A 25435-nucleotide genomic window follows, 5' to 3' on the forward strand; every position below is an offset into this window, starting at 1 on the left:
GCGACAAAAAGGAAGCATGACCAAGGGCGGGGCAGAGATGGCGGTGGCTGAGCAAGAGATCCGTTACCGCGTCGCGGATGCGGCCCGCGCGGCGGGCATTGCCCCCTCAACCCTGCGGCTGTGGGAAGCACAGGGGTTGATCACCCCGGAGCGCCGCAACTCTGGCCAGCGGCTCTATTCGACCGCCGATGTCGAGCGTGTCCAGCGGATCGCCTTCTTGCGGCGCGAGGCGGGCCTCAACCCCGCCGCCATCCGCGCCGCCCTCGACGCCGAGGCGCAGACGGCGCAAGGGGGCCGGCATGAGCTGCCCGAAAGCCTGCCTGGCGACGGCCTCGGACCCCGGCTGCGCGCCCTGCGGCAGGCCCGGGGGTTGCGGATGGATCAGGTGGCACAGGACCTCGGCCTGTCGCCCTCAAGCCTGTCCACGCTTGAGCGCACGGGAGCCGGGGTTTCCTTCACCACCCTCGCAGGCGTCGCGCGCTATTATGGAACCACGGTGTCCTTGCTCTCCGGGCAGGACCGGCCGGGCGGGCCGGTGGTGCGGGCGGGGGCAGCGCGGGTCTGGCCAATGCCCGTCGAGGGGGTACGGGTCGAGGTACTGGCCGAGGGGCGGCTGCAGATGGATTGCCACCGCTTTATCCTCTCGCCCGGCGCAGGTTCGGAGGGGGTTTACGGTCATGAGGGCGAGGAGTTTATCCATGTTCTGGCCGGGCGCTTTCGGCTGGTGCTGGATGGCACCGAAACCCATGAGCTGGGCCCCGGAGATTCCCTTTATTTCAAGAGCGCCCGCCCGCATTCCTGGGCGAATGCCGCCGATGGGGAATGCGTGCTGATCTGGGTGAACACGCCGCCGAGTTTCTAGACGGCAGGCCCAACCGGAATCAGCAGGTCTTGGCCGGTATGGCAGTTCAAATGGCGCGCAGTATCGGCCACATTCGGGCAAAGAGACCATGAGAGTGAAAACTACAGGCAAAAGAACTATGCCTTCGGCGGTATGATGGGTGAAACGCAAGGAGTGCGACATGAACCCGATCTGGCAGGCCATCGAAACCGGAACCCTTCAGCCCGAAGCCCCGCTTCTGGCCCGCCTGATCGATCAGGCCGCGCTTGATGCCGCCACCCGTGCGCGCATCACCGCCGCCGGGGCCGATCTGGTGCGCAAGATCCGCGCCGATGTCCGCCCCGGGCTGATGGAGGTCTTTCTGGCCGAATATGGCCTCTCGACCGATGAGGGCATCGCGCTGATGTGTCTGGCCGAGGCGCTGTTGCGGGTGCCGGATGCCGAGACGATGGATGCGCTGATCGAAGACAAGATCGCCCCCTCTGACTGGGGCAAGCATCTGGGCAAATCCGCCTCCAGCCTCGTCAATGCCTCGACCTGGGCTTTGATGCTCACCGGCAAGGTGCTGGATGAGGCCGAGCCGGGCGTGGTCGGCCATCTGCGCAATGCGGTGAAACGTCTGGGCGAGCCGGTGATCCGTGTCGCCGTGGGCCGGGCGATGAAGGAAATGGGCCGCCAGTTCGTGCTGGGCGAGACGATTCAGGGCGCGATGAAACGCGCCGAGAAGCGCGAGGCCGAGGGCTATGGCTACAGCTATGACATGCTGGGCGAGGCCGCGCGCACCGGCGCCGATGCGGTCCGCTATGCCAAGGCCTATGGCGATGCGATTGTGGCGATTTCCAAGGGCTGCAAAACCCGCGACGTGCGCGCCAACCCCGGCATTTCGATCAAACTCTCGGCGCTGCACCCCCGCTATGAGGTGGCGCAAGAGGCCCGGGTGATGGCGGAACTGGTGCCGGTGGTGACCGATCTCGCCCGCGCCGCAGCAAAAGCAGGCATGGGCTTCAACATCGACGCGGAGGAGGCCGACCGGCTGACCCTCTCGCTGAAGGTGATCGAGGCGGTGCTGGCAGACAGCGCGCTGGCTGGTTGGGATGGTTTTGGCGTCGTGGTGCAGGCCTATGGCCGCCGCGCGGGCGCGGTGCTCGACTGGCTTCATGCCACCGCCGAACGGCTGAACCGCAGGATCATGGTGCGGCTGGTCAAGGGCGCCTATTGGGACGCCGAGGTGAAGCGCGCGCAGGTGCTGGGCCTCGCGGATTTTCCGGTTTTCACCCGCAAAGTCTCGACCGATGTCAGCTATATCGCCAATGCCCGCAAGCTTCTGGGCATGACCGACCGCATCTATCCGCAATTCGCGACGCATAACGCACATACCGTGGCCGCCGTGCTGGAAATGGCCGGACCCGCGCTGATCGAGGCGCAGAAGTTCGAGTTCCAGCGTCTGCATGGCATGGGCGAGCGGCTGCATGACATCGTGCTGAAAGACCGCGGCACCCGCTGCCGGATCTATGCGCCGGTGGGCGCGCACCGCGACCTCTTGGCCTATCTGGTGCGGCGTCTCTTGGAAAACGGCGCGAACTCCAGCTTTGTGAACCAGATCGTCGATGAGGATGTGGCGCCCGAACAGGTGGCGGCCTGCCCGCTGACCACGGTGGAGGCACTGGCCGATCCGGTGAACCCGGTGCTGACCCGCCCCGCGGCCCTCTTTGCGCCCGAGCGGGTGAACAGCACCGGCCGTGACCTGACCGATGCCGCGACGCTGGCGGCGATTGACGCCGCGCGGGGCGCCCATGCGACCACCCTTCCCGAGGCGCGCCCGGTGCTGGCGGGACCCGTGGCCCCACTGCCACCTGCTGCGGTGATCAGCCCGGCTACGGGCGCGGTGGTTGGCCATGTCGCCGCCGCCTCGCCCGCCGATATCGAGACCGCGCTGACCCATGCCGCGCGCTGGGAGGCACCTGTGGCCGAGCGCGCCCGTGTGCTGAGCCGCGCCGCCGATCTTTATGAAGCCGCCGAGGGCGAGGTTTATGCGCTGCTGGCGCTTGAGGCAGGCAAGACGCTGGCAGATGCCTTGGGGGAATTGCGCGAGGCGGTGGATTTCCTGCGCTATTACGCGGCGGGTGCGGCGGGGCTGACGGCTCCGGCGCGCGGGGTTTTCACCTGCATCAGCCCGTGGAACTTCCCGCTGGCGATCTTCACCGGCCAGATCGCGGCGGCGCTGGCCGCGGGCAACGGCGTGCTGGCGAAACCCGCGCCGCAAACCCCGCTGATCGCCGCCCTTGGCGTGCGGCTCTTGCATGAGGCGGGCGTGCCGCTCTCCGCGCTGCAACTGCTGCCGGGTGCGGGCGAAGTGGGTGCGGCACTGACCTCGGACCCGCGCGTCTCCGGCGTGGCCTTCACCGGCTCCACCGCCACCGCGCAGGCGATCCGCCGCGCGATGGCCGAGACAATGGCCCCGACCGCGCCGCTGATCGCGGAAACCGGCGGGCTGAACGCGATGATCGTCGACAGCACGGCACTCGCCGAACAGGCGGTGCGCGACATCCTCGCCGCCTCGTTCCAATCGGCGGGTCAGCGCTGCTCGGCGCTCCGTTGCCTCTATGTGCAGGACGACATCGCGCCGCACCTGACCGAGATGCTCTATGGCGCGATGGATCAGCTGACCCTGGGCGATCCCTGGCGGCTGACCACCGATGTCGGCCCGGTGATTGATGCCACGGCACAGGCGGGGATTCGCGCGCATATCGACGCGGCCCGCGCCGAAGGCCGGGTGCTGAAGGAAATGCATGCCCCGGCGCAGGGTCATTTCATCGCCCCGACGGTCATTCAGGTCGGCGGCATCGAGGATCTTGAACGCGAGATTTTCGGCCCCGTCCTGCATGTGGCCCGCTTCCGCGCCAAGGATCTGCCCAAGGTGGTGGCGGCGATCAATGCCACCGGCTATGGCCTGACCTTCGGCCTGCACACCCGCATCGACAACCGGGTGCAGGAAGTGACCGAGGCGCTCTCGATCGGCAATATCTATGTGAACCGCAACCAGATCGGCGCGGTGGTGGGCAGCCAACCCTTTGGCGGCGAGGGGCTTTCGGGCACCGGACCGAAGGCGGGCGGGCCGGACTATCTGACGCGCTTCACCGTCAGTGCCGCGCCGCAGATCACCGCCACTGCGGTCAGCCCCACCGATGCGGCCACCGTGCAGGCGGCGCTGAACGTGGCGCAGCCCGGCACGCCCCCTGCACCGCGCGTGCTGCCCGGGCCCACGGGCGAGTCGAACCGGCTGACCGCGCACGGCCGCGCCCCGGTGCTCTGCCTCGGGCCGGCCGCCGCCGCCGCCGCGCAGCAGGCGGCACAGGTCCGCGCGCTTGGCGGTGCGGCGGTTGAGGTGCCCGGCGCCCTGCCCGCTGCGAGCCTGACCACGCTCAGCGGTTTCTCCGGGGCGATCTGGTGGGGCAATGCCGAGACCGGACGGAGCTATGCACAGGCGCTGGCCGCCCGGCCGGGCCCGATCCTGCCGCTGATCGACCAGCCCGATCACGGCCATCTGTGGCACGAGCGGCACATCTGCATCGACACCACCGCCTCGGGCGGCAATGCCGATCTTCTGGCCACGGCAGGCGAGGCCTGAGAGGCGCCAGAGCGCAAATATCAGACGCCGCGCGATGGTTTTCCGCCGCGCGGCGTTTGCTTTCGGGATTGCTGTTCCCTCCCCGAGGTTTGACCCGCGGGGATGCTTGACCTCCCCCGGCGGATCGGAAAAGCTGCCCGCATGTTTCCCATTCGTGATCACAACCCCTCGAACAGCCCTGCCCCGGTGACACGGGGCCTTATCGCATTGAATATCCTGATGTATCTGCTGACCGCTTCTTGGGCGGGGAACATGCAGGGGCTGTGGGAATGGGGCGCGCTCTATCCGGTGGCGGTGACGCAGGGCGTCTGGCTGCATGGCCTGATCACGCATATGTTCCTGCATGCGGGGCTGATGCATCTGGCAGGAAACATGCTCTTTCTCTGGGTCTTTGGCGATAACCTTGAGGACATCCTCGGCCATCGCCGCTTTGCGCTCTTCTACCTCGCAGGCGGCTTGGCGGCGGCGGCGGCGCAGATCGCGGCAGGCCCGGAGAGCGGCGTGCCGATGGTGGGCGCCTCCGGCGCGATTGCCGCGGTCATGGGCGGCTATCTGCTCTTGTTTCCCAAGGCGCGGGTCGATGTGCTGTTCATTTTCGTGATCTTCTTCAAGATCTTCTCGATCCGTGCCTGGATCGTGCTCGGCTTTTGGTTCGGCGTGCAGATCTACTCCGGCGTCAGCACCCCGGGGGCGGCAGGTGGCGTCGCCTATTGGGCGCATGCGGGCGGTTTCCTCGCCGGTCTGGCGCTGGTCTGGCCGGTCTGGCAGGCCCGCGGCGGCCCCGCCTTCTGGCGCCGCACCCAAGGCCATCCGGCGCATCCGGGCACGGTCTATGCCGCCTCGTCCATCCCGATTGTCCCCCGGAGACGCCGCTGATGCTGCCCGAGATCCGCACTCCGCATCCCTTTCGCTGCCATTGTGGCGCCGTGGAGGCAGAGGTCACCCTCAGCAACGCCCTCGCCACCGCCCGCCGATGCGATTGCAGCTTTTGCCGCCGCCGCGGCGCCGTGGCGGTCAGCGCCCCCTTGGACGGGTTCCGCATCACCAAAGGGGCGGAGAACCTGACGCTCTACCAATTCGGCACCCGGACCGCCAAACATTGGTTTTGCAAGACCTGCGGCATCTACACACATCATCAGCGCCGGTCGAACCCCAATCAACTGGGCGTCAATGCCGCCTGCCTCGAGGGTGTGAACCCGCGCGATCTCGATCCCGTGCCCTGGGCCGACGGCGTCAATCACCCCAGCGACCGGACATGAAAAAGGGGCGGAAACCCCACCCCTTTGCCTGATCCAAAATATCCCGGGGGAACGGCCAGAGGCCGTGGGGGCAGCGCCCCCTGCCTGCCCTATGCCGCTTCGCGCAAGATCTTGCACAAAGGCGCGAACAGCTCGCCATTCGCCGCGATGACCGAACCCGATTCCAGCATGTCACGGCCCTCACGCACCGGACCGACGAAACCACCGGCTTCCTTGACGAGCAACAGACCCGCCGCCATGTCCCAGGGCTTCAGCCCGCGTTCCCAATAGCCGTCAAAACGGCCCGCCGCGACATAGGCCAGATCCAGCGCCGCGGCACCATGGCTGCGCACGCCCGAACAGACCGGCATCACGCGGGCCAGATCCTGCAAGGTGGCAGGCAGCGTCGCCTTGCCCATATGCGGCACGCCGGTGCCCAGAATCGCATCGTTCAGGCTACGCCGCCCGGAGACCCGCAGGCGGGTGTCATTCATGAAAGCGCCGCCGCCTTTTTCCGCCCAGAACATCTCGTCCTTGGCCGCATCGAAGACGACCGCCGAAACGATCTCGCCCTTGTGCTCCAGCGCGATCGACACCGCCCAATGCGGCAGGCCGTGCAGGAAGTTGGTGGTGCCATCCAGCGGATCGACCAGCCAGCGACGGGTCGGGTCTTCGCCCGCCTCTTCGCCGGTTTCTTCGCCGACCCAGCCATAGGAGGGACGCGCGGCGCGCAGCTCTTCCTTGATCGAACGCTCCGCCTCGCGGTCGGCGCGGGTCACGAAGTCGCCCGGCCCTTTCGAGGAGACCTGAAGGTTCTCGACCTCGCGGAAGTCTTTCACGAGGGCGCGGCCTGCCTTACGGGCGGCCTTGATCATCAGGTTGAGGTTCGCACTGCCTTGCATCGCTGGGCTCCTTACATCAAGCGCTGCCCATACACGGGGCCGAACAGGAATCCAAGGGCTTTGGCGCGACAAGGCAAACGCGACGAGAGACGCGGGCGCGCGCGGGGGCGGATGTTCGGCACGGGGGGCCGTCTGCCCCCCGGCGTCCCCGCCCCCCTCGATGGGGGGCTGGGACGCTCCCCCCGAGGATATTTTCACCGAAGCAAGATCAGGCGCGTTGCAGCTTGACCGGCTCGGTGCGCGCAAGGCGCAGGAAATGCGCCATATAGGGTTGTGTGGCGTCTTCCTCGCGCGTGGCAGCGTAGAGGCGTTTGGTCAGGCCACGCTCGGTGACCGGACGGGTGATGTAATCGGGCTGGTATTTCACCTCGCGCAGCACCCAATCGGGCAGCACCGCCACCCCGCGCCCCGAGGCGACCAGCATCAGGATCACCGCGGTCAGTTCAACCTGCCGGTGACCTTTCGGCTCGACCTTCGCGGGCGTCAGCAATTCGGAGAAGATGTCCAGCCGTGAGCGGTCCACCGGATAGGTGATCAGCGTCTGGTCGCGGAAATCTTCCGGCACCACAAAGGCCTTTTGCGCCAGCGGGCTGGTGGAGGCGGCCACAAAGGTCGGGGCGTAGTCAAAGAGCGGGTTGAAAATCACCCCGTCCAGCGCCTCGGGATCCGAGGAGATCACCAGATCCACCTCTTCGCGCACCAGCGCAGGCAGCGCGCCAAAGGCAAGGCCGGGGCGGATGTCGACATCGACGTCCGGCCAGGCGCGGCGAAACTGTTCCAGCACCGGGAACAGCCAGTCAAAACAGGCGTGGCATTCGATGGCGATGTGCAGGCGACCCGCGCGGCCGGTGCGCAGGGCCTGAAACTCGGCCTCCAGCGATTCGATTTCGGGCAGGATGCGTTCGGCCAAACGCAGCAGTTTCATCCCCGCGGCCGAAAGCTTCAGCGGTTTTGAGCGCCGCGCGAACAGCTCAACCCCCGCCTGATCCTCTAACCCCTTGACCTGATGCGACAAAGCGCTTTGCGTGATGTGCATCTGATCGGCCGCACGCGCCAATCCGCCCGCATCATGGATCGCCTTGATCGTCCGCAGATGCCGCAATTCGAGGTTCATTATGTGGCCAGCCTCATGTTCATGATGAAGATTATGAATTTGTTTCACATGACGAGATATGAGACAAGGTGCTTGTAAACAGGAGTACCGCCATGACCACGCCGCGCATCAGCTTTGAATTCTTCCCGCCGCAAACGCTGGATGCCTCGTTCCGGCTGTGGGAAACCGCGCAGGTTCTGGCACCGCTGAAGCCCAGCTTTGTCTCGGTCACCTATGGCGCGGGTGGCACCACCCGCAAGCTGACGCATGAGGCGGTCACCACCATCGGCAAGAATTATGGGCTGAATGTGGCGGCGCATCTGACCTGCGTTGAAGCGACCCGGGCGGAAACCCTTGAGATCGCAAAGTCCTATTCCGACGCGGGCGTCACCGAGATTGTCGCGCTGCGCGGCGATGCGCCGAAGGGCGCCGAGCGTTTCACCCCGCATCCGGAGGGCTTTGCCTCGTCGGTCGAGCTGATCGAGGCGCTGGCCGACACCGGGAAATTCAAACTGCGCGTCGGCGCCTATCCCGAGCCGCATCCCGATGCCGCCGACACTCTGGCTGATGTGCGCTGGCTGAAGGCCAAGATCGACGCGGGCGCCAGCAGCGCGATCACCCAGTTCTTCTTTGAGGCAGAGACCTTCTTCCGCTTCCGCGATGCCTGTGAAAAGGCGGGCATCACCGCGCCGATCATTCCGGGCATCCTGCCGGTCCAGAGCTGGGAGGGCACCAAGCGCTTTGCCGCCCGCTGTGGCACCAAGGTTCCGGCCTGGGTGGAGGAGGCGTTCACCGCTGCCAAGCGCGACGGGCGCGAAGAGCTGCTGGCCACCGCGCTCTGCACCGAGCTATGCGATACGCTGATCCAGGGCGGGGTGGAGGATCTGCATTTCTACACGCTGAACCGTCCGGGCTTGACCCGTGATGTCTGCCACGCCTTGGGCGTCACCCCGGATGCCGTGCTGGAAAAGGTCGCCTGAACCTCGACGCAAGGCACCGCCAAAGCCGCGCCGCCCCGGTCACGCCGCGGGCGGCGCGTTGCTGTCGGGGCGATGCACCACGTCTTGGGCGACCGCAACCGGCTGTGCCTCCGGCACGGGAGAGGCTGAACGGCGCAGGCGGGCCGCCAGTTGCGGCAGAATGATCGTGCGCCAGTTGCGCCGCGCCCCGATGGCAGTTTCATGCAGCCGCTCGGACGGGTCGCGGCCCACCACACGCGGGGCGCGCAGCAAAAACATCTTGCCCCAGGCGCGCCAGCTGCCGATGCTCGGCGCCGCCGGATCGCAGGGATAAAGGAGCCGCCAATCGAGCGGCAGCGCCACATCACGCGCCTCCAGATGTTCGATCATCCAGACCAGCGGGATATTCGCCAACGGGCGTGCCGCCTCAAAATCGGCCAGCTGGCCGCCAATGTCAGGATGCGTGCCGCGGAACCAGACCTGTTCGACCCGTCCCGGCGGGCTGCCGCTGCTGTCCCAGATCACCGGTTCAAAGGCCGAACGGGTCTCATCAATCGCCAAGGCCTGCGCGCCGAATTTGACCGACGGGCCAAGGCGCTGATCGTGAAACCGCGTTTGGCGTTCGTTCATCATCCAGATGACCGGCAGGCGCAGGCCAATCGCGCTGACCGTGTCAAACACCCCCACCATCTCAATCTCCGCCGCCTCATGGCAAAATCGGCGGCGGAACGCGGCGGAAGGCGCGCGCTCGCCTGCATTGACATAATAGCGCCAGGCAAGGCGGATGTTGCGCTCGGTCGCGGCCTCGGCCCGCACCAGGCCCACCCGGTCGATCAGCCCGGCGAGCGAGCGGGCGGCAAAGGCGCCGCGCGAATAGCCCAGCAGAAAGATCCGGTCACCGGGGCGATAGCGGGTGGCCAGCCAGCCATAGGCGCGGCGGATCTGCCGGTCCACGCCCCAGCCCAGCACCGCGTCGGAAAAATCGCGCCATTCGCGCCATTCCAGCCCCTTGCCGTAATAGACCGAGGCGCGCGGCCCGATGGCCCGCAACAGATCGTGCAGGATCCCGATATTGGTTTTGGTCCCCGGGGCGAGCGAGGCCATCGTGCCGTCCAGCAAGATGATGTGATCGGTGGCACCCCTTTGGCGGCGGGCCTGCGGTTGCGGCTGCGGGACCGGTTCAGCCCCGTGCAGCAACTGGGCCAGCCGCGACATCAGCGCCCGCATGGGATCTGCCTTTTCGCTTCAGGGCCAGAGGATCTGCGCATGACTGCCGCCTTAACCAAAAACGCTTCCGGCCAGCATAGGGCAGAGCGCTTGAGATAAAGTTGACATCTGCGTGCGCCGCGCACAACCGGCGCGGCGCGGGTTTTTGCTCAGACGCGCAGTGACATCGCCGTGGAGATTGTCATTTCGCCAAAACCGTTGAAACGGGTGTTGGTCGCGGTGGAATAGGCGCCCATGCCGTGAAAGACCAGATAGTCCCCCTCGGCCAGATCATCGGGCAAGGCCACTTCGCCCGGCAAACGGTCCACCGAGTCGCAGGTGGGGCCAAAGATGATCCGTTCGATCGCCGGGCCGCTGCGGCGCAGCCCCTCGGGCGAGATCACCTCGATCCGGTTGATATTGCCGATCATCGGCAATTCGGTCAGCCCGCCATAGATCCCGTCATTGAGAAACACATGCAGCCCGTCGCGCACCGCCTTCACCCGGGTGGCCAGCGTGAAGGCTTCGGCCACGAGGCCACGGCCCGGCTCGCAGATCAGCGCGGGGCGGGTGGCGCCGAAGGCTTCGGTCGTCACCCGGTCGATCAGCGCGAAAATCGCCTCCAGCTCAGGCGTCACGTCGCGCAGACGGTGTGAGGGGAAACCGCCGCCGACATTCAGCCGCACGGCCTGCACCCCGGCCTGCGCACAAATCCCGGCGCCCGCGCGGATGTAGCTGTCCCAGGCCATGGGATCGACGCATTGCGTGCCGGGGTGGAAGGTCAGCGAGGGGATGAACCCCGCCGCCGCCACCTGCGCCAGCAGCTCGGCCGCCAGCTCCACCGTCGCGCCAAATTTCGCGCCGAAATTATAGGCCGCCCCTGCCACCGGCAGTTTGTAGCGCACGGCAATCTCGCAGCCCTCGGCGGGCACCAGCTCGATCAGCTTGACCAGTTCCGAGCGGCTGTCGACCGACCAGGACTTCACCCCCCGCTCCACACCATGCGCAATCTCGCGGCGCGAGCGGACGGGGTTGTTGTAATGCAGCGCGGCGGTCGGCGAGAGGCGGCGCACCATGTCGATTTCGGCGGGCGAGGCCACGTCAAAGCCTTTGACCCCGGCGGCCACCAGATTCTGGATGACCATCTCATCCGGGTTCGATTTCACCGCATAGGTGACCATGCCGGGAAAGCCATCGATAAAGCGGCGCGCCGTTGCCTGCAGAACATGCGGGGCAAAGAACATGACCGGATTGTCGGGGTGCTGGGTGCGCAGCAGTTCAGCGGGCTCTGCCCAGATCGTTTTCGAGAGTCCCATCGGCGTTTTCCTTCTGCCAACAAGACGCAGCCACCTCTTACCCCGGCTCGACGGGTCGGGAGACGCTTACGCGGTCCATCCAACCAGGCCAGGTGCGTATGAGCCGCCCTTTTCCTGAAAACTCAGTCTGCGCGATATGGGGCACATTTTCACCGATCAAAAGACTATATTTGTAGCGTAGTGTCGTTATAATGCCGAAATAATCGGTCAAAACGGCGGTGTGGCGGTGGATGAGCTGGATAAGAACATTCTCGGGCTGCTGGGGGGCGATGCGCGGATGTCGGTGGCCACCCTCGCGCGGCGGCTGAAGGTGGCGCGCTCAACCATTCAGGCGCGGCTGGAGCGGCTGGAGACCACCGGTGTGATCGCCGGCTACACGGTCAAGCTGGGCGAAGCGGCGCGGCAGGGGCGGATCCGCGCCACGGTTCTGCTGACGATCGAGCCGCGCGCGCAGGCCGCCATCCTCACCCGGCTGCGGACCCTGGCCGAGGTGGAGCGCATCCACACAACCTCGGGCCGGGTCGATCTGCTCTTGCAACTGAACGCCGGGTCCACCACCCAACTGGATACGGTGCTCGATCAGATCGGAGAGTTGTCCGGGGTGCGCGCCTCTGAAAGCCTGATCCACCTGACCACCAAAATGGACCGGGCTGTCTGAGAAAACCTGCCCAAAAGGCTAGTATACTTCCGCGCAAGCGACAGATCCGTAACCGGGTGTTAACATAATTCATGTGTACGGTGGGGACTGTCACGGGATCTTATGGATCAGGGTGGGGAAAGATGATGCAATCAGAGCGACATACTGCGGCACCTGCGCCCAAAGGCAAAGCCACCGCCACCATGAGCCGGGCCCTGCCCTATCCGGCAACGACTTCGCTCGCCCTGCGCCTCCACCGTCTGTTGCACCTGCCCGGCCGTTTGCATCTGGGAATTGAGGCGCATCCGGGCTGGTGGATTTTGCCCGCGGCGCTTTTGGGCGCGGCCTTCTGGATCTGGATCGCCCGTCTGATCGTCAGCGCTTTCTGAGCCGCACGGCCACGCGCGCTTTGAGGATCGGCTGATCCCGGCACCTCCGTCTTTGACGGCACCAGTTTCCCCGCTCTTGCACGGCGCGGCACCCTTCCCCTTGAGGCACCTTGCGGTTAAACAGCAAGGCAACTTGATGCGGGACCAGACAGATGCCGATGGAAAAAACATTCAACGCCGCCGAAGCCGAAGCCCGGATTGCCGCGGCCTGGGAAACGGGCGGAGCCTTCAAGGCGGGGGCGAACAAGCGCCGCGATGACACGTTCTGCATCATGATCCCGCCGCCGAACGTGACCGGCAGCCTTCACATGGGTCATGCGTTCAACAACACCTTGCAGGATATTCTGGTGCGCTGGCACCGGATGCGCGGCTTTGACACGCTCTGGCAGCCGGGCACCGACCACGCGGGTATCGCCACGCAGATGGTGGTTGAGCGCGAACTGGCTAAGGCCAAGGCCCCCTCGCGCCGCGAGATGGGCCGCGAAGCCTTCCTCGGCAAGGTCTGGGAATGGAAAGAGCAGTCGGGCGGCACCATCATGCAGCAGCTCCGGCGTCTGGGGGCCTCGTGTGACTACTCACGCGAAGCCTTTACCATGTCGGGCAACTTCCCCGATGCGGTGATCCGCGTCTTTGTCGACATGTACAACAAGGGCCTGATCTACCGCGGCAAACGGCTGGTGAACTGGGACCCGCATTTCGAAACCGCGATCTCGGATCTTGAGGTCGAGAATATCGAGCAGCCCGGCCATATGTGGCATTTCAAATACAAGCTGGCGGGCGGCGAGACCTATACCTATGTCGAAAAGGACGCCGAGGGGAATGTGACCCTGTCGGAGACCCGCGACTATATCTCGATCGCCACCACCCGGCCGGAAACCATGCTGGGCGATGGCGCGGTGGCGGTGCATCCCGATGACGCGCGCTATGCGCCCATCGTGGGCAAGATGGTGCATCTGCCGCTTTGTGACCGGCTGATCCCGATTGTCACCGATGAATATCCGGATGCGAATTTCGGCTCGGGCGCGGTGAAGATCACCGGCGCGCATGATTTCAACGACTATCAGGTGGCCAAGCGCTGCAACCTGCCGATGTACCGGCTGATGGACACCCGAGGCGCCATGCGCGCCGATGGCCTGCCCTACGCCGAGGCGGTCGAACGCGCCCGCGCAATTGCCGCCGGTGCCGAGGCAAGTGAGGCCGAGATTGACGCCCTCAACCTCGTGCCCGAGAAATTCCGGGGCATGGACCGCTTTGTGGCGCGTGAGGCGGTGATTGCCGACATCACCGCCGCCGGTCTGGCGGTGATGATCGAACAGACCCGCACCGACAAGGAAACCGGCGAAGAGGTCACCGAGACGGTGCCTTACGTCGAAGCGAAGCCGATCATGCAGCCCTTCGGCGATCGCTCGAAAGTGGTGATCGAGCCGATGCTGACCGATCAGTGGTTTGTTGAGACCTCGAAAATCGTCGGGCCTGCGCTGGATGCCGTCCGCTCGGGCCGGGTGAAAATCATGCCGGAAAGCGGCGAAAAGACCTATTATCATTGGCTGGAAAACATCGAACCCTGGTGCATCAGTCGCCAGCTCTGGTGGGGGCACCAGATCCCGGTATGGTATTTCCCCGGTCGAAATAAGGATGGATCAGCGTGCCCGCCGGAAGGCGACTACGATGGCCCTCTAATTATCTGTGCCTCAAGCAAAGAAGAGCTGGCGAGGATAGTCGGCGAGCGGTTTGGTGCTGAGGATTTCATTGAAATTCCGTCCGATTTCAATTTGCCCAACAACAACCTTATGGACGCTTACTTGGTCAATTCTCTTCTCGGCGAAGACGATTTGCACAAGCACATGGTCGCATACCGCGACCCCGACGTGCTCGACACCTGGTTCTCCTCGGGCCTCTGGCCGATTGGCACCCTGGGCTGGCCGGAGCAGACGCCGGAATTGCAGAAATACTTCCCGACCAATGTGCTGGTCACCGGGCAGGACATCCTGTTCTTCTGGGTCGCCCGGATGATGATGATGCAGCTGGCGGTGGTGGATGAGGTGCCGTTCGACACCGTCTATCTGCACGGGTTGGTGCGCGATGCGAAGGGCAAGAAAATGTCCAAATCGCTCGGCAATGTCGTCGATCCGCTGGAGATCATTGACGAATACGGGGCTGACGCTTTGCGATTCACCAATGCGGCGATGGCCTCGCTCGGCGGCGTGCTGAAACTCGACATGCAGCGCATCGCGGGCTACCGCAATTTCGGCACCAAGATCTGGAACGCCACCCGCTTTGCCGAGATGAACGGCGTGTTTGAGGGCGATGCCGCCCCCGGCATTCCGCGGCCCACCGGCACGGTGAACCGCTGGATCATCGGCGAATGCGCCAAGGTGCGCGAAGAGGTGGATGCGGCGCTGGCCAATTACCGCTTCAACGATGCCGCCAATGCGCTTTACGCCTTTGTCTGGGGCAAGGTCTGCGACTGGTATGTCGAATTTGCCAAGCCGTTGTTTGACGGCGATCAGGCCGGGGAAACCCGCGCCACCATGCGCTGGGTGCTGGATCAGTGCTATGTCCTGTCGCACCCGATCATGCCCTTCATCACCGAAGAGCTGTGGGCGCTGACCGCGACCAACCGCACCAAGCCGCTCGTCCATGCCGATTGGCCGGAATATGGCGCCGAGCTGATCGACGCCGAGGCCGACCGCGAAATGAACTGGGTGATCGGCCTGATCGAAGAGATCCGCTCGGCCCGCGCGCAGATGGGGGTGCCGGTGGGCCTCAAACTGCCAATGGTGCTGACCGAAGCCGATGAGGCGGCGCGCGCAGCGCTCGCCCGGAATGAGGCAATCATCTTCCGCCTCGCCCGGGTGGACAGCGTGACCGAGGCCGCCGCCCCCAAAGGCTCGATTGCCATCGCGGCGCCGGGTGCCTCTTTCGCGCTGCCGCTGGAGGGGGTGATTGACGTTGCCGCCGAAAAAACCCGGCTGGAAAAGGCACTTGCGAAGATCGAGAAGGACATGTCGGGCCTGCGCAACCGGCTGAACAACCCGAAATTCGTGGCCAGCGCCGCCGAGGAAGTGGTGGAAGAAACCCGCGAGAAACTGGCGCAGGGCGACGAGGAGGCGGCCAAGGTCGCCGCCGCCGTCAAGCGTCTGGCGGATATGGGCTGACCCATTTCGCAGCGTCAAAAGCGGCCCCTCGCAGCGATGCGGGGGGCTTTTTCATGTCTGCCGGGCGCCAGTCCTCCCCGGGCCGCGACATCCTGCTGCAAGGCGGTCCAGCGCGGCAAATGACGCCGCCGTGCGGGCCCATGGCTTGCGGCCGGAGCGAAAGGCTGCCACGCTCAGCCAACGGAGGCCATGATGTCCAACTGGCTGAGCCGCCTTGTCGAGCGGCAAATTCTGAAAGCGCAGGCCACGGGTCAGCTTACCGGGCTGGCCGGCGAGGGTGAACCTTTGCCCGAACGCCCGGGCGACGCTTTCATCTCGGCGGGCGATGCGGCGGGGTTCCGGATCATGGCAGAGGCGGGAGTGCTGCCGCCGGAAATCGAGCTGAAAAAGCAGGTGGCGGCGGCGTTGCAGGAACTTGCGGCGCTCACCGATCCTGACGCCCGCAAGGCGGCGATGGCGCGTCTGGCAGATCTGCAAATGCGGCAGGCCATGGCCGAGGAATCGCGCCGCGCCTTTCTGCGGCCCTGACCCTCACCGCCGCAGAATCCGCGCGGCCAGGGCCGAGAGCACGGCCAGTCCGCCGCCGACCGCGCCGCCGAGATAGCTGAAATCATGGATCAATCCGACGCGGCCAAAGGCATAGGCGTCTTTGACCCCCGCGGGCATCGGCACCTGCAACCCCGCCGCCTCAAGCCGGGGCCAGAGCAGATAGCCCGCCACGGCAAACAGCGCCGCCATGGCCACCACCCAAAACGCCCCGCGCAAAAGCGAGCGCGCCATCGCCGCCGCGTCGCGCTGAATCAGGTTCAGCGTGGCGAGCATCACCCCCAGCCCTGCGCCCACCCACCAGGTGGCCAGCACGCCCACAGCCGCCACCCGCAGGTGCAGCATCAGAGCCCCCTCGCCCGGAGCGGGAACAAGGTGGAATTGCAGAAATTTCAGGGCCGTATAGTATTCGGGCGAAATTCCATAGGTCACCTGATCATGCAGCGCGCCAAAGAGGGCGGCCAGACCCACCGCCCCCGCCACACCCGCACTCCAGACCGCTGCTTTTCCCATCATCCCTCCGAAAGTGCCCCCATGCAGACCCCGCGCTACACGCCCCTCATCGCCAGCCTGCCCGCCTCGGTTCCCTTTGTGGGGCCGGAAACCCAGGAACGCCAGCGCGGCGCTGCCTTCGCGGCCCGTCTCGGCGCGAATGAGAACGGCTTTGGCCCCAGCCCCCGGGCGATTGCCGCGATGCAGGCGGCAGCGGGCGAGGTCTGGATGTATGGCGACCCCGAGAATCACGACCTGCGCGCAGCACTTGCCGCGCATCACGGTGTCACACCCGCGCATATCGTGGTGGGCGAGGGGATCGACGGGCTGCTGGGCTATCTCGTGCGGCTGATCATCGGGCCGGGCGATCCGGTGGTCACCTCGGACGGCGCCTATCCGACCTTCAACTACCATGTCACCGGTTTTGGCGGCAGCCTGCACAAAGTGCCCTATCTCGGCGATCATGAAGACCCCGAGGCGCTGGTGGCGCTGGCGGCGAAAGTGGCGGCAAAGCTCGTCTATATCGCCAATCCCGACAATCCGATGGGCAGCCATCACGAGGGGCAGACGATTGCCGCAATGGTCGAGGCACTGCCCGAGGGCTGCCTGATGGTGCTGGACGAGGCCTATATCGACCTTGCGCCAAAGGCCGCCGTGGCCGAGATCGACCCCGATGACCGGCGGGTGATCCGCATGCGGACCTTTTCCAAGGGCTACGGCATGGCGGGCGCGCGGGTGGGGTATGCCATCGGCCACCCCGAGCTGATCACCGCCTTCAACAAGATCCGCAACCATTTCGGCATGTGTCGGATCAGCCAGGCGGGGGCGCTGGCGGCGCTGGCTGATCAGGACTGGCTGACCCGGGTGCGCCAGCATGTGACCACCGCCCGCGCCCGGCTGGCGGGAATTGCGGTCGCCAATGGCCTGGCACCCCTGCCCTCGGCCACCAATTTCCTGACGATGGACACCGGCGGCGACGGCGCCCATGCGCGCGCACTGCTGGCCGCCCTGACCGAGGAAGGGATCTTTGCCCGCATGCCCTTTGTGGCACCGCAGGACCGCTGCATCCGGGTCAGCTGCGGGCCTGAGGCGGCGATGGCAGCCTTTGCCGCCGCCCTGCCCCGCGCGCTGGCGCGTCTGGACGTGCAAAAGTAACATCAGGCGGGGGGATCGGCGGCTTTCCCCCCGTTACAGACGGATCACCGGCTGGTGATTTGTCCGGATGTGCCCCGGCAGGCAGAGTTTCCCCACCAACTCCGAGGCAGAATCATGAAAACCACCAAGACGCAAAAACGCGCGATCCTCCTGTCGCCCCTGGCCTTCGCCCTGACCTTCGGCGCCTATGCCGAAGCGCGCAGCCCCGACAGTTTCGACGCCGCCAACCCGGCCGAGCGGCGCGAGATGAGCAACCGCGCCACCGAGAAAGACACCGGCGAGATCGCCTGGATGATCAGCTGGCTGGAAAAGCACGGCAACTGACGCGAAAAAAGGCCGCGCCCTCTCGCCCCCCGGATCGCCGGCGGGCGGGGCTGCGGCCCTATTCTTCGGCGCCCGGCCGCATGTGAAAGGCCTGACGGCCCAGCAGATATTGCGCGGATATCGGCAGGCTTGCCGCCCCCATCACCCGCGCCTGCGCCCCCACCGAGCCTTCGCGGATCACCGGCAGCAAGATGCCCTGGGTGTCCAGCTGCGTCAGCTCATGCCGGACCCGCTCGATCAGCCGCCCGCGCACGGCGGCCGGAAAGGCGCCATCAATCAGCACGGCCTCGAAATCAATCACCGCACAGACCGCCACAATCGCCACCGCGAGGGATTTCCCCGCCTCCGCGATCCAGGCCTCCAGCGCGCGGCCCAGATCGGCCCAGCCCTCCGGGCCGCGCCAGATCTGCATCGGATCGCGCCCGGCCTCCTCCAGCAACCGCTCGAGCACATAGAGCGAGGCATGGTTGATCAGCTGATGTCCGGGCCGGGCGGTATCGCCCACCGGCAAGGTGCCAAAGGCCCCGGCATTGCCCGACCGCCCGGAATAGACCGAATCATTCAGCACCACACCGCCGCCGATGAAATAGCCCACAAAGAAATAGGCATAATCGGCCAAGGATCGGCCCTGCCCCAAAGCGTGCTCGGCGGCACAGGCGGCGGTGGCATCATTGGCCACATAGACGCGGTAATCACAAAAAGCGGCGATTTCCGAAATGAAATCAAAGTCGCGCCAGCGCGCCATTTCCGCAGGCGTCGCCTTGACCGCATCCAGCCAGTTCCACAGCTCAAACGGCGAGGCGATGCCGATCCCGGCGATGCGCGCCTTTTCGGCGGGCGTCAGATCCGCCTCAATCGCGGTCAACCCGCCGCGCAGCACATCCATCACCGCATCCGGGGTCGGATAGGCATAGGTCACCGAAAAGCTGCGCCGCAGCCCGCCCGCCAGATCCATCAGCACCAGATCGCAGCTGCGCCGCCCGATCTTAAGCCCGAGTGACAGCACCCCTTCGGGCCGCAAAGCCACCGGCGTCAGCGGTTTGCCCACCTTGCCGCGCAGAGGCTCTCCCTTGATCAGCAGACCATCCGCCTCCAGCCGCCGCAGGATCACCGAGACGGTCTGCGCGGACAATCCGGTGCGGCGCGCGATGTCGGCACTGGCAATCGCGCCGTGCCGCTGCACCAGCGACAGGATCAACCGCTCGTTGTGGTCGCGCACGCCGGTCTGGTTCGCCCCCCCTGCCGGATCGCGGATCTCCGCTTCTGCCATATTCGTCTCCTCCGCCCGCACTATGACCTCGTCTCGATTTATAAATCAATCGGATTTATTTATTGACAGCATGCCCCGAGTCGGCCTTTTATGGCCTCGTTCGGTCCCCGACGAGGGACCATCGATCCCGCAGTTGGGAGCTGCGGTTCACCGGGAGGACTACACGTGAAGAAATTTCTTACGGGCACCGTTGCCTTGGCATGTCTGTCGTTGATGGGCGCTGCCGCCCAGGCAAACACCGCGGCCTGCCTGATCACCAAAACCGACACCAACCCCTTCTTCGTGAAGATGAAAGAGGGCGCAACGGCCAAAGCCGCCGAGCTGGGCGTCGATCTGAAAACCTATGCCGGTAAAGTTGACGGCGACCATGAGAGCCAAGTGGCGGCCATCGAGGCCTGCGTGGCAGATGGCGCCAAAGGGATCCTGCTGACCGCGTCGGACACCAAAGCCATCGTTGACGCGGTGAAAGCTGCCCGCGACGCCGGCGTTCTGGTGATCGCGCTCGACACCCCGCTCGACCCGATCGACGCGGCGGATGCCACCTTCGCCACCGACAACTTCCTGGCGGGCGAGCTGATCGGCAAATGGGCCGCGGCAAAGATGGGCGCGGATGCGGCCAATGCCAAGATCGCCATGCTCGACCTGTCGATCGCGCAACCTTCGGTTGACGTGCTGCGCGACCAGGGCTTCCTGACCGGCTTTGGCATCGACACCGCCGACATCAACAAATGGGGCGATGAAACCGATCCGCGCATCGTGGGCAACGAAGTCACTTCGGGCAACGAAGAAGGCGGCCTGAAAGCCATGGAAGCGCTGCTGGCCAAAGACCCGGACATCAACGTCGTCTACACCATCAACGAACCCTCGGCCGCCGGTGCGTTTGAAGCGCTGAAAGCGGCGGGCAAAACCGCGCTGATCGTTTCGGTCGATGGCGGCTGCCCGGGCGTGGCGGATGTGAAAGACGGCGTGATCGGCGCCACCTCGCAACAATATCCGCTGCTGATGGCCTCGCTGGGCATCGAAGCGATTGCGAAATTCGCCGCCGATGGCACCAAACCGATGCCGACCGAAGGCAAGGCCTTCTTTGACACCGGCGTGGCGCTGATCACCGACCAGCCGGTTGAAGGCGTCGAGTCGATCGACACCGCCAAAGGCACCGATCTCTGCTGGGGCTGAGACTTCCGCAGCGTGAATTTTGATCAAGGGCGGCCCCGCGCCGCCCTTGAGCGTAGCAAACCCCGGGGCCGCAGCCTCCGGGCCGAGAGGGGGAACATCCGATGGCCAGTGAGGCGAAAGGCGCATCCAGCTTTGAAGAGGGCCTGAAAGGCGCCTCGGAAAAAGTCGCCGAATTTCACGAAGAAAAATCCGTACTGAAGCGCCTGCAACATTGGCTGCACATGACACCTTCGGCGGTGCCGATGATCGTGCTGATCGTGGCGCTGATCGTCTTTGGCTTTCTGTCTGACAACTTTTTCAAAGCGTCGACGCTGTCGACCATCCTGCAGCAGATCGCCATCGTCGGCATTCTGGGCTGCGCCCAGTCGCTGGTGGTGCTGACCGCCGGGATCGACCTCTCGGTGGGCGCGATCGCGGTGTTTTCCTCGGTGCTGATGGGGCAGATGACCTTCCGCTACGGTCTGCCGGCCGAGCTGTCGATTGTCGTTGGCCTGATCCTCGGCACCGCGATGGGCGGGCTGAACGGCCTGCTGATCGCCAAGATGAAACTGCCGCCTTTCATCGTGACCCTGGGCACCTGGCAGATCCTTCTGGCCTCGAACTTCATCTTCTCTGCCAATGAAACCATCCGTTCCTCGGACATTCAGGCGCAGGCCGTGGCGCTGCAACTCTGGGGCGGCTCGATCCAACCCTTTGGCATCAAGATCCTCTATGCGGTCTTTCTGTTGATCGCGCTGGTGATTTTCATGTCCTATGTGCTGCGTCACACCGCCTGGGGCCGCCATGTCTATGCGACGGGCGATGATCCGGCCGCCGCCGAACTGGCCGGTGTGCCGACGCAAAAGGTGCTGATCCAGGTCTATGCCGTGGCCGGTCTCTTCTGCGCCATCGCGGGCTGGGTGATGATCGGCCGCTTCGGCTCGGTCTCGCCGACCGCTTCGACGGGGCAGCTCGGCAACATCCAATCGATCACCGCCGTGGTGATCGGCGGCATCAGCCTCTTTGGCGGCCGTGGCTCGATCATGGGCATGTTCTTTGGCGCCCTGATCGTCGGCGTCTTCGAGATGGGCCTGCGCCTTGTCGGCACCGACCCGCAATGGACCTTCTTCCTCATCGGCGTGCTGATCATCTTTGCCGTCGCCGTGGACCAATGGATCAGAAAGGCATCGGCATAATGGAACCGCTTCTCAAAGGCCGTAACCTCGTCAAACGCTACGGCAAAGTCACCGCGCTCGATCACTGCGACTTCGACCTCTACAAGGGCGAGATCCTCGCGGTCATCGGCGATAACGGCGCCGGGAAATCCAGCCTGATCAAGGCGATGTCCGGCGCGATCATCCCCGACGATGGCGAAATTTTCCTCGACGGGAAAAAGGTGCAGTTCACCTCGCCGATCGAGGCGCGCGCGCATGGGATCGAGACCGTCTATCAGACGCTCGCCATGTCGCCTGCCCTCTCCATCGCGGATAACATGTTCATGGGGCGCGAGTTGCGTAAACCGGGCATCATGGGCAGCCTGTTCCGTCAGCTCGACCGCCCGGCGATGGAAGAATTTGCCCGCGCCAAGCTGAACGAACTGGGCCTGATGACCATCCAGAACATCAACCAGGCGGTGGAGACCCTCTCGGGCGGCCAGCGTCAGGGTGTGGCCGTGGCCCGCGCCGCCGCCTTCGGGTCGAAGGTGATCATTCTCGACGAGCCGACCGCGGCCCTTGGGGTCAAGGAAAGCCGCCGGGTGCTGGAGTTGATCCAGGATGTGAAATCGCGTGGCATGCCCATCGTGCTGATCAGCCACAACATGCCGCATGTGTTTGAAGTGGCGGACCGCATCCACATCCACCGCCTCGGCAAGCGGCTGTGTGTGATCAACCCCAAGGATTACACGATGTCGGACGCGGTGGCCTTCATGACCGGGGCGAAAGAGCCGCCCGCCGAAGCCCTGGCGGCCTGAGCGCCAGTGACTGTAGCCAGTATCAGCGCGTCCCGAACCGGGGCGCGTTTTTCATTTCGGCCCGCGGGTGGCACGCGCGGTGCCTCCGGCGGGGATATTTGGGCCGAAGCAAAAGCCGGAAGGTCGGCGCATCGGGGGCGGGTGTGGCACTGACATTCCCCTGATGCGCGCCACTGGCGCAGGCGCTTTTGCCCGTGAAAAGGGCTGCTGGTTGCCGGTCTGCTTTGAGCCCTTTGCGGAGGGTCGCGACCCTATGCGATTTGCTCGAAGCGACACTGCCTACACAGCGGATCGCTGGCGGTGTAGGCGAGAGCCGCTTCCTTCATTGCGTCGAAGCTCGCTCCGTAGAAATACAGGGCTGTTTCCCTGCTCCCCTCCCAGTGGCCAAGAAACATTCCCTTCCCGGTCATGGCATTCGACAGGCCGCTCAGTGTCGCGTTTACATCCGCACTCTCGTAGACTTCGCGCGGCAGGTCAGTCCCATTGAGAAACAACGCCAGCCCTTCCGTCGCCCCGAATGGTGCAGGCACTCTGCCCTCGATACGGATCTCTGATCCTTTGGGTGCGCCAAGGTTTTCCAGTATCAGGATAATTTTCTGGATCGTACCTGGATCGGTATCTTTCAGTGATATTTCAATGTCACATGAGCTGATACCTGCAGGCTCATCAGCAAGCCTCGTTCCGCCACCCACAACGCTACCCATACCCTCTGCCGCGAGCAGTTCCTCTAAGGGGTCCTCGAAGAATTCTCCCCTCTGCAGAGGCTGCGACCTCACATTGAGATGTGCAACAACTATAGGATTTATGGAGGCGACCTTGCGACGAAATAACTTGGCGAACAATCTGGCCTCCGACTTCCCTATTCAGTCGAAAGCTGACCCAGAACCGATGAAATTGCAACGTCCGCATTGTCCGCAAAGCGGAAGCATCACACCACCGCGCCGGCCACCTTCCCCGCCCGCCATTAAAAAAGCCCCCGCCAGCGAACGGGCGGGGGCAGGTCCATCGGGGGAGGACCGACGGGGAGGAGGTTTATCAGGCGAGTTCCGATACCGAAACGGTGCGGTTTTCCGCCACGGATTTCAACGCGCATTCGGCGAGCAGAAGGCCCATCAGCCCGTCTTCGCCCGAGGGGCTGGCCGCCCCCTTGCCATTCACCGCGGCGATAAAGGTCGCGATTTCGGCGGCATAGGCTTCGGTGTAGCGGGTCATGAAGAAGTCATGCAGCGGCGGCCGGGTAAAGCCTGCGGCAGTGGCGACTTCGATGGAAACCGGGCGCTGGTTCTCGGCCGCGACCATGCCGCCCGAACCCAGAACCTCAACCCGCTGGTCATAGCCATAGGTGGCGCGGCGCGAGTTCGAGATGACGCATTGCTTGCCCGAGGTGGTCGTCAGGATGACGTTGACGCTGTCAAAATCGCCCTCGGTCTTCACCGCCGGATCCACCAGCACCGAAGCACGCGCGGTCACCGTGTCAATCTCTTCGCCCAGCATGAAGCGGGCCATGTCAAAGTCATGGATCGTCATGTCGCGGAAGATCCCGCCCGAGCGGCCCAGATATTCAATCGGCGGCAGGCCCGGATCGCGGCTGGTGATGTTGACCATCTCGACCGCCCCCACAGCGCCCGCATCAATCTGCGCACGCACGGCGCGGAAATGCGGGTCAAAGCGGCGGTTGAAGCCCACCATCAGCACGCCCTTTTCCGCGCGGACGACGGCAAGGCAGGCCTTCACGCGGTCAAGGTTCAGGTCAATCGGCTTTTCGCAGAACACGGCCTTGCCCGCCTTCACGAAGAGCTCGATCAGATCGGCATGGGTGTCAGTGGGTGTACAGATGATCACCGCATCGATATCGGCCGAGGCCGCGATCTCGTCGATCGAGCGCACGGCACAGCCGTATTGCGCCGCAATCGCCTCGGCGGCCGCCGGAAAGGCATCGGCCACCGCGACCAGTTGCGCCTCGGCGTCATTGGTCACCGCTTTGGCATGTACCTTGCCGATGCGGCCTGCGCCCAAAAGCCCGAACCTGATAGCCATTCTTACGTCTCCTGTGACGGGCCAGCGGCCCGCGTTGCTAAGGGTGGCGGGGCCGAGACCCCGCCCATGCGTGGCGCGTTACCGCGATTTCACGCGCTTTTTCTGGCGGTAGACATCGGCCACCACGGCGGCCACGATGATCACGCCCTTGATCATTTCCTGGTAGTAGGCATCCAGCCGCAGGAAGGTAAAGCCCGAGATGATCACCCCGAAAATCACCATGCCGATGGCGGTGCCGAGGATCGAGCCGCGCCCGCCGTTCAGCGACACGCCGCCGATCACGGCCATGGCGATGGCATCGAGTTCATAGGCAAGCCCCATGCCCGCCTGTGCCGTCTGACCGCGCGCCGCCACCACAATCCCGGCCAGCGCCGCAAGGAAACCCGCGATGGCATAGACCTTGATCAGGTGTTTTTCGACATTGATCCCCGAGACGCGGGCAGCCTGCGTGTTGGCGCCAATCGCATAGGTGAACTTGCCATAGCGGGTGTATTTCAGCGCGACATGGAAGATCACGGCGACGGCAAGGAAGATCAGAACCGGCATCATTCCGGTGCCAATCGCGGCATAGCTGTCGGTCGGGAAGGAAATCGGCTGGCCCTTGGTGTACCATTTGGCAAAGCCGCGCGCCGTCACCATCATCCCCAAAGTGGCGATGAAGGGCGGAATTTTCGTATAGGCGATCAGGGCACCATTGACGACACCGGCCAGCAACCCGGCCCCAAGGCCCACCGCCAGCGGCACGATCAGCGGCAGGTCGGTCAGCGCCGGATAGACCGCGCGTTCATAGGTGCCCACCTGCGCCAGGCTCATCGAGATCATCGCCGTGGCGCCCACGACCGAGCCCGAGGAAAGGTCGATGCCGCCCGAGATGATCACCTGCGTCACGCCGACCGCGATGATGCCAATCACCGAGACCTGCAGGATCATGATCTTCAACCGGCCGATGTTGCCCAGGAACGATTGCCCCTGAAAGATCCAGCCGAGAATTTCAAAGACCAGCGCGATGCCCAGCAGCACGAACAGGATGTTGACTTCGGGCGGCAGGCGCTTGGCCTTGTGCGTGGCGCGACCGCCGGATTGTGTAATGTCTTGCATGGCCATGGGTTCCCCTCCC

The 25435-nt window shown here is 64.8% G+C and carries 23 protein-coding genes; 14 read left to right on the top strand and 9 right to left on the bottom strand.

Annotated features, from left to right (window positions below; translation table 11 throughout):
* Positions 1-16: 16 nt before the first annotated feature.
* The 4 genes from ACEN2S_RS02015 to ACEN2S_RS02030 all read left to right on the top strand — a co-directional run bounded on the left by ACEN2S_RS02015 (position 17) and on the right by ACEN2S_RS02030 (position 5728).
* Positions 17-862, top strand: a complete 846-nt coding sequence (locus tag ACEN2S_RS02015; protein WP_441861680.1) for a MerR family transcriptional regulator — start codon at positions 17-19, stop codon at positions 860-862.
* A 160-nt stretch (positions 863-1022) separates the two neighbouring features.
* On the top strand, positions 1023-4469 hold the full coding sequence (putA, locus tag ACEN2S_RS02020; RefSeq protein WP_441861682.1) for a bifunctional proline dehydrogenase/L-glutamate gamma-semialdehyde dehydrogenase PutA: 3447 nt from the start codon (positions 1023-1025) through the stop codon (positions 4467-4469).
* Positions 4470-4610: 141 nt separating this feature from the next.
* A complete protein-coding gene (locus ACEN2S_RS02025) occupies positions 4611-5345 on the top strand; it encodes a rhomboid family intramembrane serine protease (RefSeq protein WP_441861685.1) in 735 nt (244 codons plus the stop codon).
* Positions 5345-5728: a GFA family protein gene (locus ACEN2S_RS02030; protein WP_441861688.1), complete on the top strand. Its 384-nt coding sequence runs from the start codon at positions 5345-5347 to the stop codon at positions 5726-5728. The genes ACEN2S_RS02025 and ACEN2S_RS02030 overlap by 1 nt, the downstream gene beginning before the upstream one ends.
* Positions 5729-5817: 89 nt before the next feature.
* On the opposite strand, the gene ACEN2S_RS02035 is transcribed toward ACEN2S_RS02030, so the two are convergent.
* Together ACEN2S_RS02035 and ACEN2S_RS02040 are read right to left on the bottom strand one after the other, a co-directional pair.
* Positions 5818-6609 carry an inositol monophosphatase family protein gene (locus ACEN2S_RS02035; RefSeq protein WP_441861690.1) on the bottom strand — a complete coding sequence of 264 codons (792 nt, stop codon included), beginning with the start codon at positions 6607-6609 and terminating at the stop codon, positions 5818-5820.
* Between the two features lie 208 nt (positions 6610-6817).
* Positions 6818-7723, bottom strand: coding sequence for a LysR family transcriptional regulator (locus ACEN2S_RS02040; protein WP_441861693.1), 906 nt, complete (start codon positions 7721-7723; stop codon positions 6818-6820).
* 92 nt (positions 7724-7815) lie between these two features.
* Here ACEN2S_RS02040 and metF point away from each other — a divergent pair, with 92 nt between their 5' ends.
* Positions 7816-8682 (top strand): methylenetetrahydrofolate reductase [NAD(P)H], encoded by an 867-nt coding sequence (gene metF / locus ACEN2S_RS02045; protein ID WP_441861696.1) that lies wholly within the window; start codon positions 7816-7818, stop codon positions 8680-8682.
* Positions 8683-8721: 39 nt separating this feature from the next.
* On the opposite strand, the gene ACEN2S_RS02050 is transcribed toward metF, so the two are convergent.
* Both ACEN2S_RS02050 and ACEN2S_RS02055 read right to left on the bottom strand, forming a co-directional pair.
* Entirely contained in the window at positions 8722-9888 is a 1167-nt protein-coding gene (locus ACEN2S_RS02050; RefSeq protein ID WP_441861698.1) for a DUF2235 domain-containing protein, read from the bottom strand.
* 149 nt (positions 9889-10037) lie between these two features.
* Positions 10038-11183 (bottom strand): type III PLP-dependent enzyme, encoded by a 1146-nt coding sequence (locus ACEN2S_RS02055; RefSeq protein WP_441861700.1) that lies wholly within the window; start codon positions 11181-11183, stop codon positions 10038-10040.
* Between the two features lie 226 nt (positions 11184-11409).
* On the opposite strand from ACEN2S_RS02055, the gene ACEN2S_RS02060 reads away from it, so the two are divergent.
* The 4 genes from ACEN2S_RS02060 (at position 11410) to ACEN2S_RS02075 (ending at position 15895) form a co-directional block, all read left to right on the top strand.
* Entirely contained in the window at positions 11410-11841 is a 432-nt protein-coding gene (locus ACEN2S_RS02060) for an Lrp/AsnC family transcriptional regulator (RefSeq protein WP_441861703.1), read from the top strand.
* A 125-nt stretch (positions 11842-11966) separates the two neighbouring features.
* The gene (locus tag ACEN2S_RS02065) at positions 11967-12209 is read left to right on the top strand and encodes a hypothetical protein (RefSeq protein WP_441861705.1); all 243 of its coding nucleotides are present in this window, start codon (positions 11967-11969) and stop codon (positions 12207-12209) included.
* Between the two features lie 152 nt (positions 12210-12361).
* Positions 12362-15367 (top strand): valine--tRNA ligase, encoded by a 3006-nt coding sequence (locus ACEN2S_RS02070; RefSeq protein ID WP_441861707.1) that lies wholly within the window; start codon positions 12362-12364, stop codon positions 15365-15367.
* A gap of 192 nt (positions 15368-15559) precedes the next feature.
* Positions 15560-15895, top strand: a complete 336-nt coding sequence (locus tag ACEN2S_RS02075; protein WP_441861709.1) for a J-domain-containing protein — start codon at positions 15560-15562, stop codon at positions 15893-15895.
* A 3-nt stretch (positions 15896-15898) separates the two neighbouring features.
* Here the strand turns inward: ACEN2S_RS02075 and ACEN2S_RS02080 are convergent, their stop codons facing one another.
* Positions 15899-16426: a hypothetical protein gene (locus ACEN2S_RS02080; protein WP_441861712.1), complete on the bottom strand. Its 528-nt coding sequence runs from the start codon at positions 16424-16426 to the stop codon at positions 15899-15901.
* Between the two features lie 21 nt (positions 16427-16447).
* Here ACEN2S_RS02080 and ACEN2S_RS02085 point away from each other — a divergent pair, with 21 nt between their 5' ends.
* Both ACEN2S_RS02085 and ACEN2S_RS02090 read left to right on the top strand, forming a co-directional pair.
* Entirely contained in the window at positions 16448-17560 is a 1113-nt protein-coding gene (locus tag ACEN2S_RS02085) for a pyridoxal phosphate-dependent aminotransferase (protein ID WP_441861714.1), read from the top strand.
* Between the two features lie 114 nt (positions 17561-17674).
* Complete coding sequence (locus ACEN2S_RS02090) at positions 17675-17884, top strand: hypothetical protein (RefSeq protein WP_441861717.1); 210 nt, start codon at positions 17675-17677, stop codon at positions 17882-17884.
* 58 nt (positions 17885-17942) lie between these two features.
* Here ACEN2S_RS02090 and ACEN2S_RS02095 read toward each other — a convergent pair whose 3' ends face one another.
* The gene (locus ACEN2S_RS02095; RefSeq protein WP_441861719.1) at positions 17943-19154 is read right to left on the bottom strand and encodes an ROK family transcriptional regulator; all 1212 of its coding nucleotides are present in this window, start codon (positions 19152-19154) and stop codon (positions 17943-17945) included.
* 165 nt (positions 19155-19319) lie between these two features.
* On the opposite strand from ACEN2S_RS02095, the gene ACEN2S_RS02100 reads away from it, so the two are divergent.
* The 3 genes from ACEN2S_RS02100 to ACEN2S_RS02110 all read left to right on the top strand — a co-directional run bounded on the left by ACEN2S_RS02100 (position 19320) and on the right by ACEN2S_RS02110 (position 22281).
* Positions 19320-20330, top strand: a complete 1011-nt coding sequence (locus tag ACEN2S_RS02100) for a sugar ABC transporter substrate-binding protein (RefSeq protein WP_441861721.1) — start codon at positions 19320-19322, stop codon at positions 20328-20330.
* Positions 20331-20431: 101 nt separating this feature from the next.
* Entirely contained in the window at positions 20432-21505 is a 1074-nt protein-coding gene (locus ACEN2S_RS02105; RefSeq protein ID WP_441861723.1) for an ABC transporter permease, read from the top strand.
* A complete protein-coding gene (locus tag ACEN2S_RS02110; RefSeq protein WP_441861725.1) occupies positions 21505-22281 on the top strand; it encodes an ATP-binding cassette domain-containing protein in 777 nt (258 codons plus the stop codon). The genes ACEN2S_RS02105 and ACEN2S_RS02110 overlap by 1 nt, the downstream gene beginning before the upstream one ends.
* A gap of 251 nt (positions 22282-22532) precedes the next feature.
* Here the strand turns inward: ACEN2S_RS02110 and ACEN2S_RS02115 are convergent, their stop codons facing one another.
* The 3 genes from ACEN2S_RS02115 to ACEN2S_RS02125 all read right to left on the bottom strand — a co-directional run bounded on the left by ACEN2S_RS02115 (position 22533) and on the right by ACEN2S_RS02125 (position 25416).
* Positions 22533-23123: a hypothetical protein gene (locus ACEN2S_RS02115; protein ID WP_441861727.1), complete on the bottom strand. Its 591-nt coding sequence runs from the start codon at positions 23121-23123 to the stop codon at positions 22533-22535.
* 193 nt (positions 23124-23316) lie between these two features.
* Positions 23317-24318 (bottom strand): inositol 2-dehydrogenase, encoded by a 1002-nt coding sequence (gene iolG, locus ACEN2S_RS02120; protein ID WP_441861730.1) that lies wholly within the window; start codon positions 24316-24318, stop codon positions 23317-23319.
* Between the two features lie 78 nt (positions 24319-24396).
* Positions 24397-25416: an ABC transporter permease gene (locus tag ACEN2S_RS02125; protein WP_441861847.1), complete on the bottom strand. Its 1020-nt coding sequence runs from the start codon at positions 25414-25416 to the stop codon at positions 24397-24399.
* Between the last annotated feature and the right edge of the window lie 19 nt (positions 25417-25435).

Source organism: Phaeovulum sp. W22_SRMD_FR3 (assembly GCF_052113705.1).
GTDB lineage: Bacteria > Pseudomonadota > Alphaproteobacteria > Rhodobacterales > Rhodobacteraceae > JBGQOG01.

Excerpts from the sequence above, each read along its gene's own strand:
- ACEN2S_RS02015 (WP_441861680.1), top strand. The coding sequence starts at position 17 with ATGACCAAGGGCGGGGCAGAGATGGCGGTGGCTGAGCAAGAGATCCGT.
- putA (WP_441861682.1), top strand. The coding sequence starts at position 1,023 with ATGAACCCGATCTGGCAGGCCATCGAAACCGGAACCCTTCAGCCCGAA.
- ACEN2S_RS02025 (WP_441861685.1), top strand. The coding sequence starts at position 4,611 with ATGTTTCCCATTCGTGATCACAACCCCTCGAACAGCCCTGCCCCGGTG.
- ACEN2S_RS02030 (WP_441861688.1), top strand. The coding sequence starts at position 5,345 with ATGCTGCCCGAGATCCGCACTCCGCATCCCTTTCGCTGCCATTGTGGC.
- ACEN2S_RS02035 (WP_441861690.1), bottom strand. The coding sequence starts at position 6,609 with ATGCAAGGCAGTGCGAACCTCAACCTGATGATCAAGGCCGCCCGTAAG.
- ACEN2S_RS02040 (WP_441861693.1), bottom strand. The coding sequence starts at position 7,723 with ATGAACCTCGAATTGCGGCATCTGCGGACGATCAAGGCGATCCATGAT.
- metF (WP_441861696.1), top strand. The coding sequence starts at position 7,816 with ATGACCACGCCGCGCATCAGCTTTGAATTCTTCCCGCCGCAAACGCTG.
- ACEN2S_RS02050 (WP_441861698.1), bottom strand. The coding sequence starts at position 9,888 with ATGCGGGCGCTGATGTCGCGGCTGGCCCAGTTGCTGCACGGGGCTGAA.
- ACEN2S_RS02055 (WP_441861700.1), bottom strand. The coding sequence starts at position 11,183 with ATGGGACTCTCGAAAACGATCTGGGCAGAGCCCGCTGAACTGCTGCGC.
- ACEN2S_RS02065 (WP_441861705.1), top strand. The coding sequence starts at position 11,967 with ATGCAATCAGAGCGACATACTGCGGCACCTGCGCCCAAAGGCAAAGCC.
- ACEN2S_RS02070 (WP_441861707.1), top strand. The coding sequence starts at position 12,362 with ATGCCGATGGAAAAAACATTCAACGCCGCCGAAGCCGAAGCCCGGATT.
- ACEN2S_RS02075 (WP_441861709.1), top strand. The coding sequence starts at position 15,560 with ATGTCCAACTGGCTGAGCCGCCTTGTCGAGCGGCAAATTCTGAAAGCG.
- ACEN2S_RS02080 (WP_441861712.1), bottom strand. The coding sequence starts at position 16,426 with ATGGGAAAAGCAGCGGTCTGGAGTGCGGGTGTGGCGGGGGCGGTGGGT.
- ACEN2S_RS02085 (WP_441861714.1), top strand. The coding sequence starts at position 16,448 with ATGCAGACCCCGCGCTACACGCCCCTCATCGCCAGCCTGCCCGCCTCG.
- ACEN2S_RS02090 (WP_441861717.1), top strand. The coding sequence starts at position 17,675 with ATGAAAACCACCAAGACGCAAAAACGCGCGATCCTCCTGTCGCCCCTG.
- ACEN2S_RS02095 (WP_441861719.1), bottom strand. The coding sequence starts at position 19,154 with ATGGCAGAAGCGGAGATCCGCGATCCGGCAGGGGGGGCGAACCAGACC.
- ACEN2S_RS02105 (WP_441861723.1), top strand. The coding sequence starts at position 20,432 with ATGGCCAGTGAGGCGAAAGGCGCATCCAGCTTTGAAGAGGGCCTGAAA.
- ACEN2S_RS02110 (WP_441861725.1), top strand. The coding sequence starts at position 21,505 with ATGGAACCGCTTCTCAAAGGCCGTAACCTCGTCAAACGCTACGGCAAA.
- iolG (WP_441861730.1), bottom strand. The coding sequence starts at position 24,318 with ATGGCTATCAGGTTCGGGCTTTTGGGCGCAGGCCGCATCGGCAAGGTA.
- ACEN2S_RS02125 (WP_441861847.1), bottom strand. The coding sequence starts at position 25,416 with ATGCAAGACATTACACAATCCGGCGGTCGCGCCACGCACAAGGCCAAG.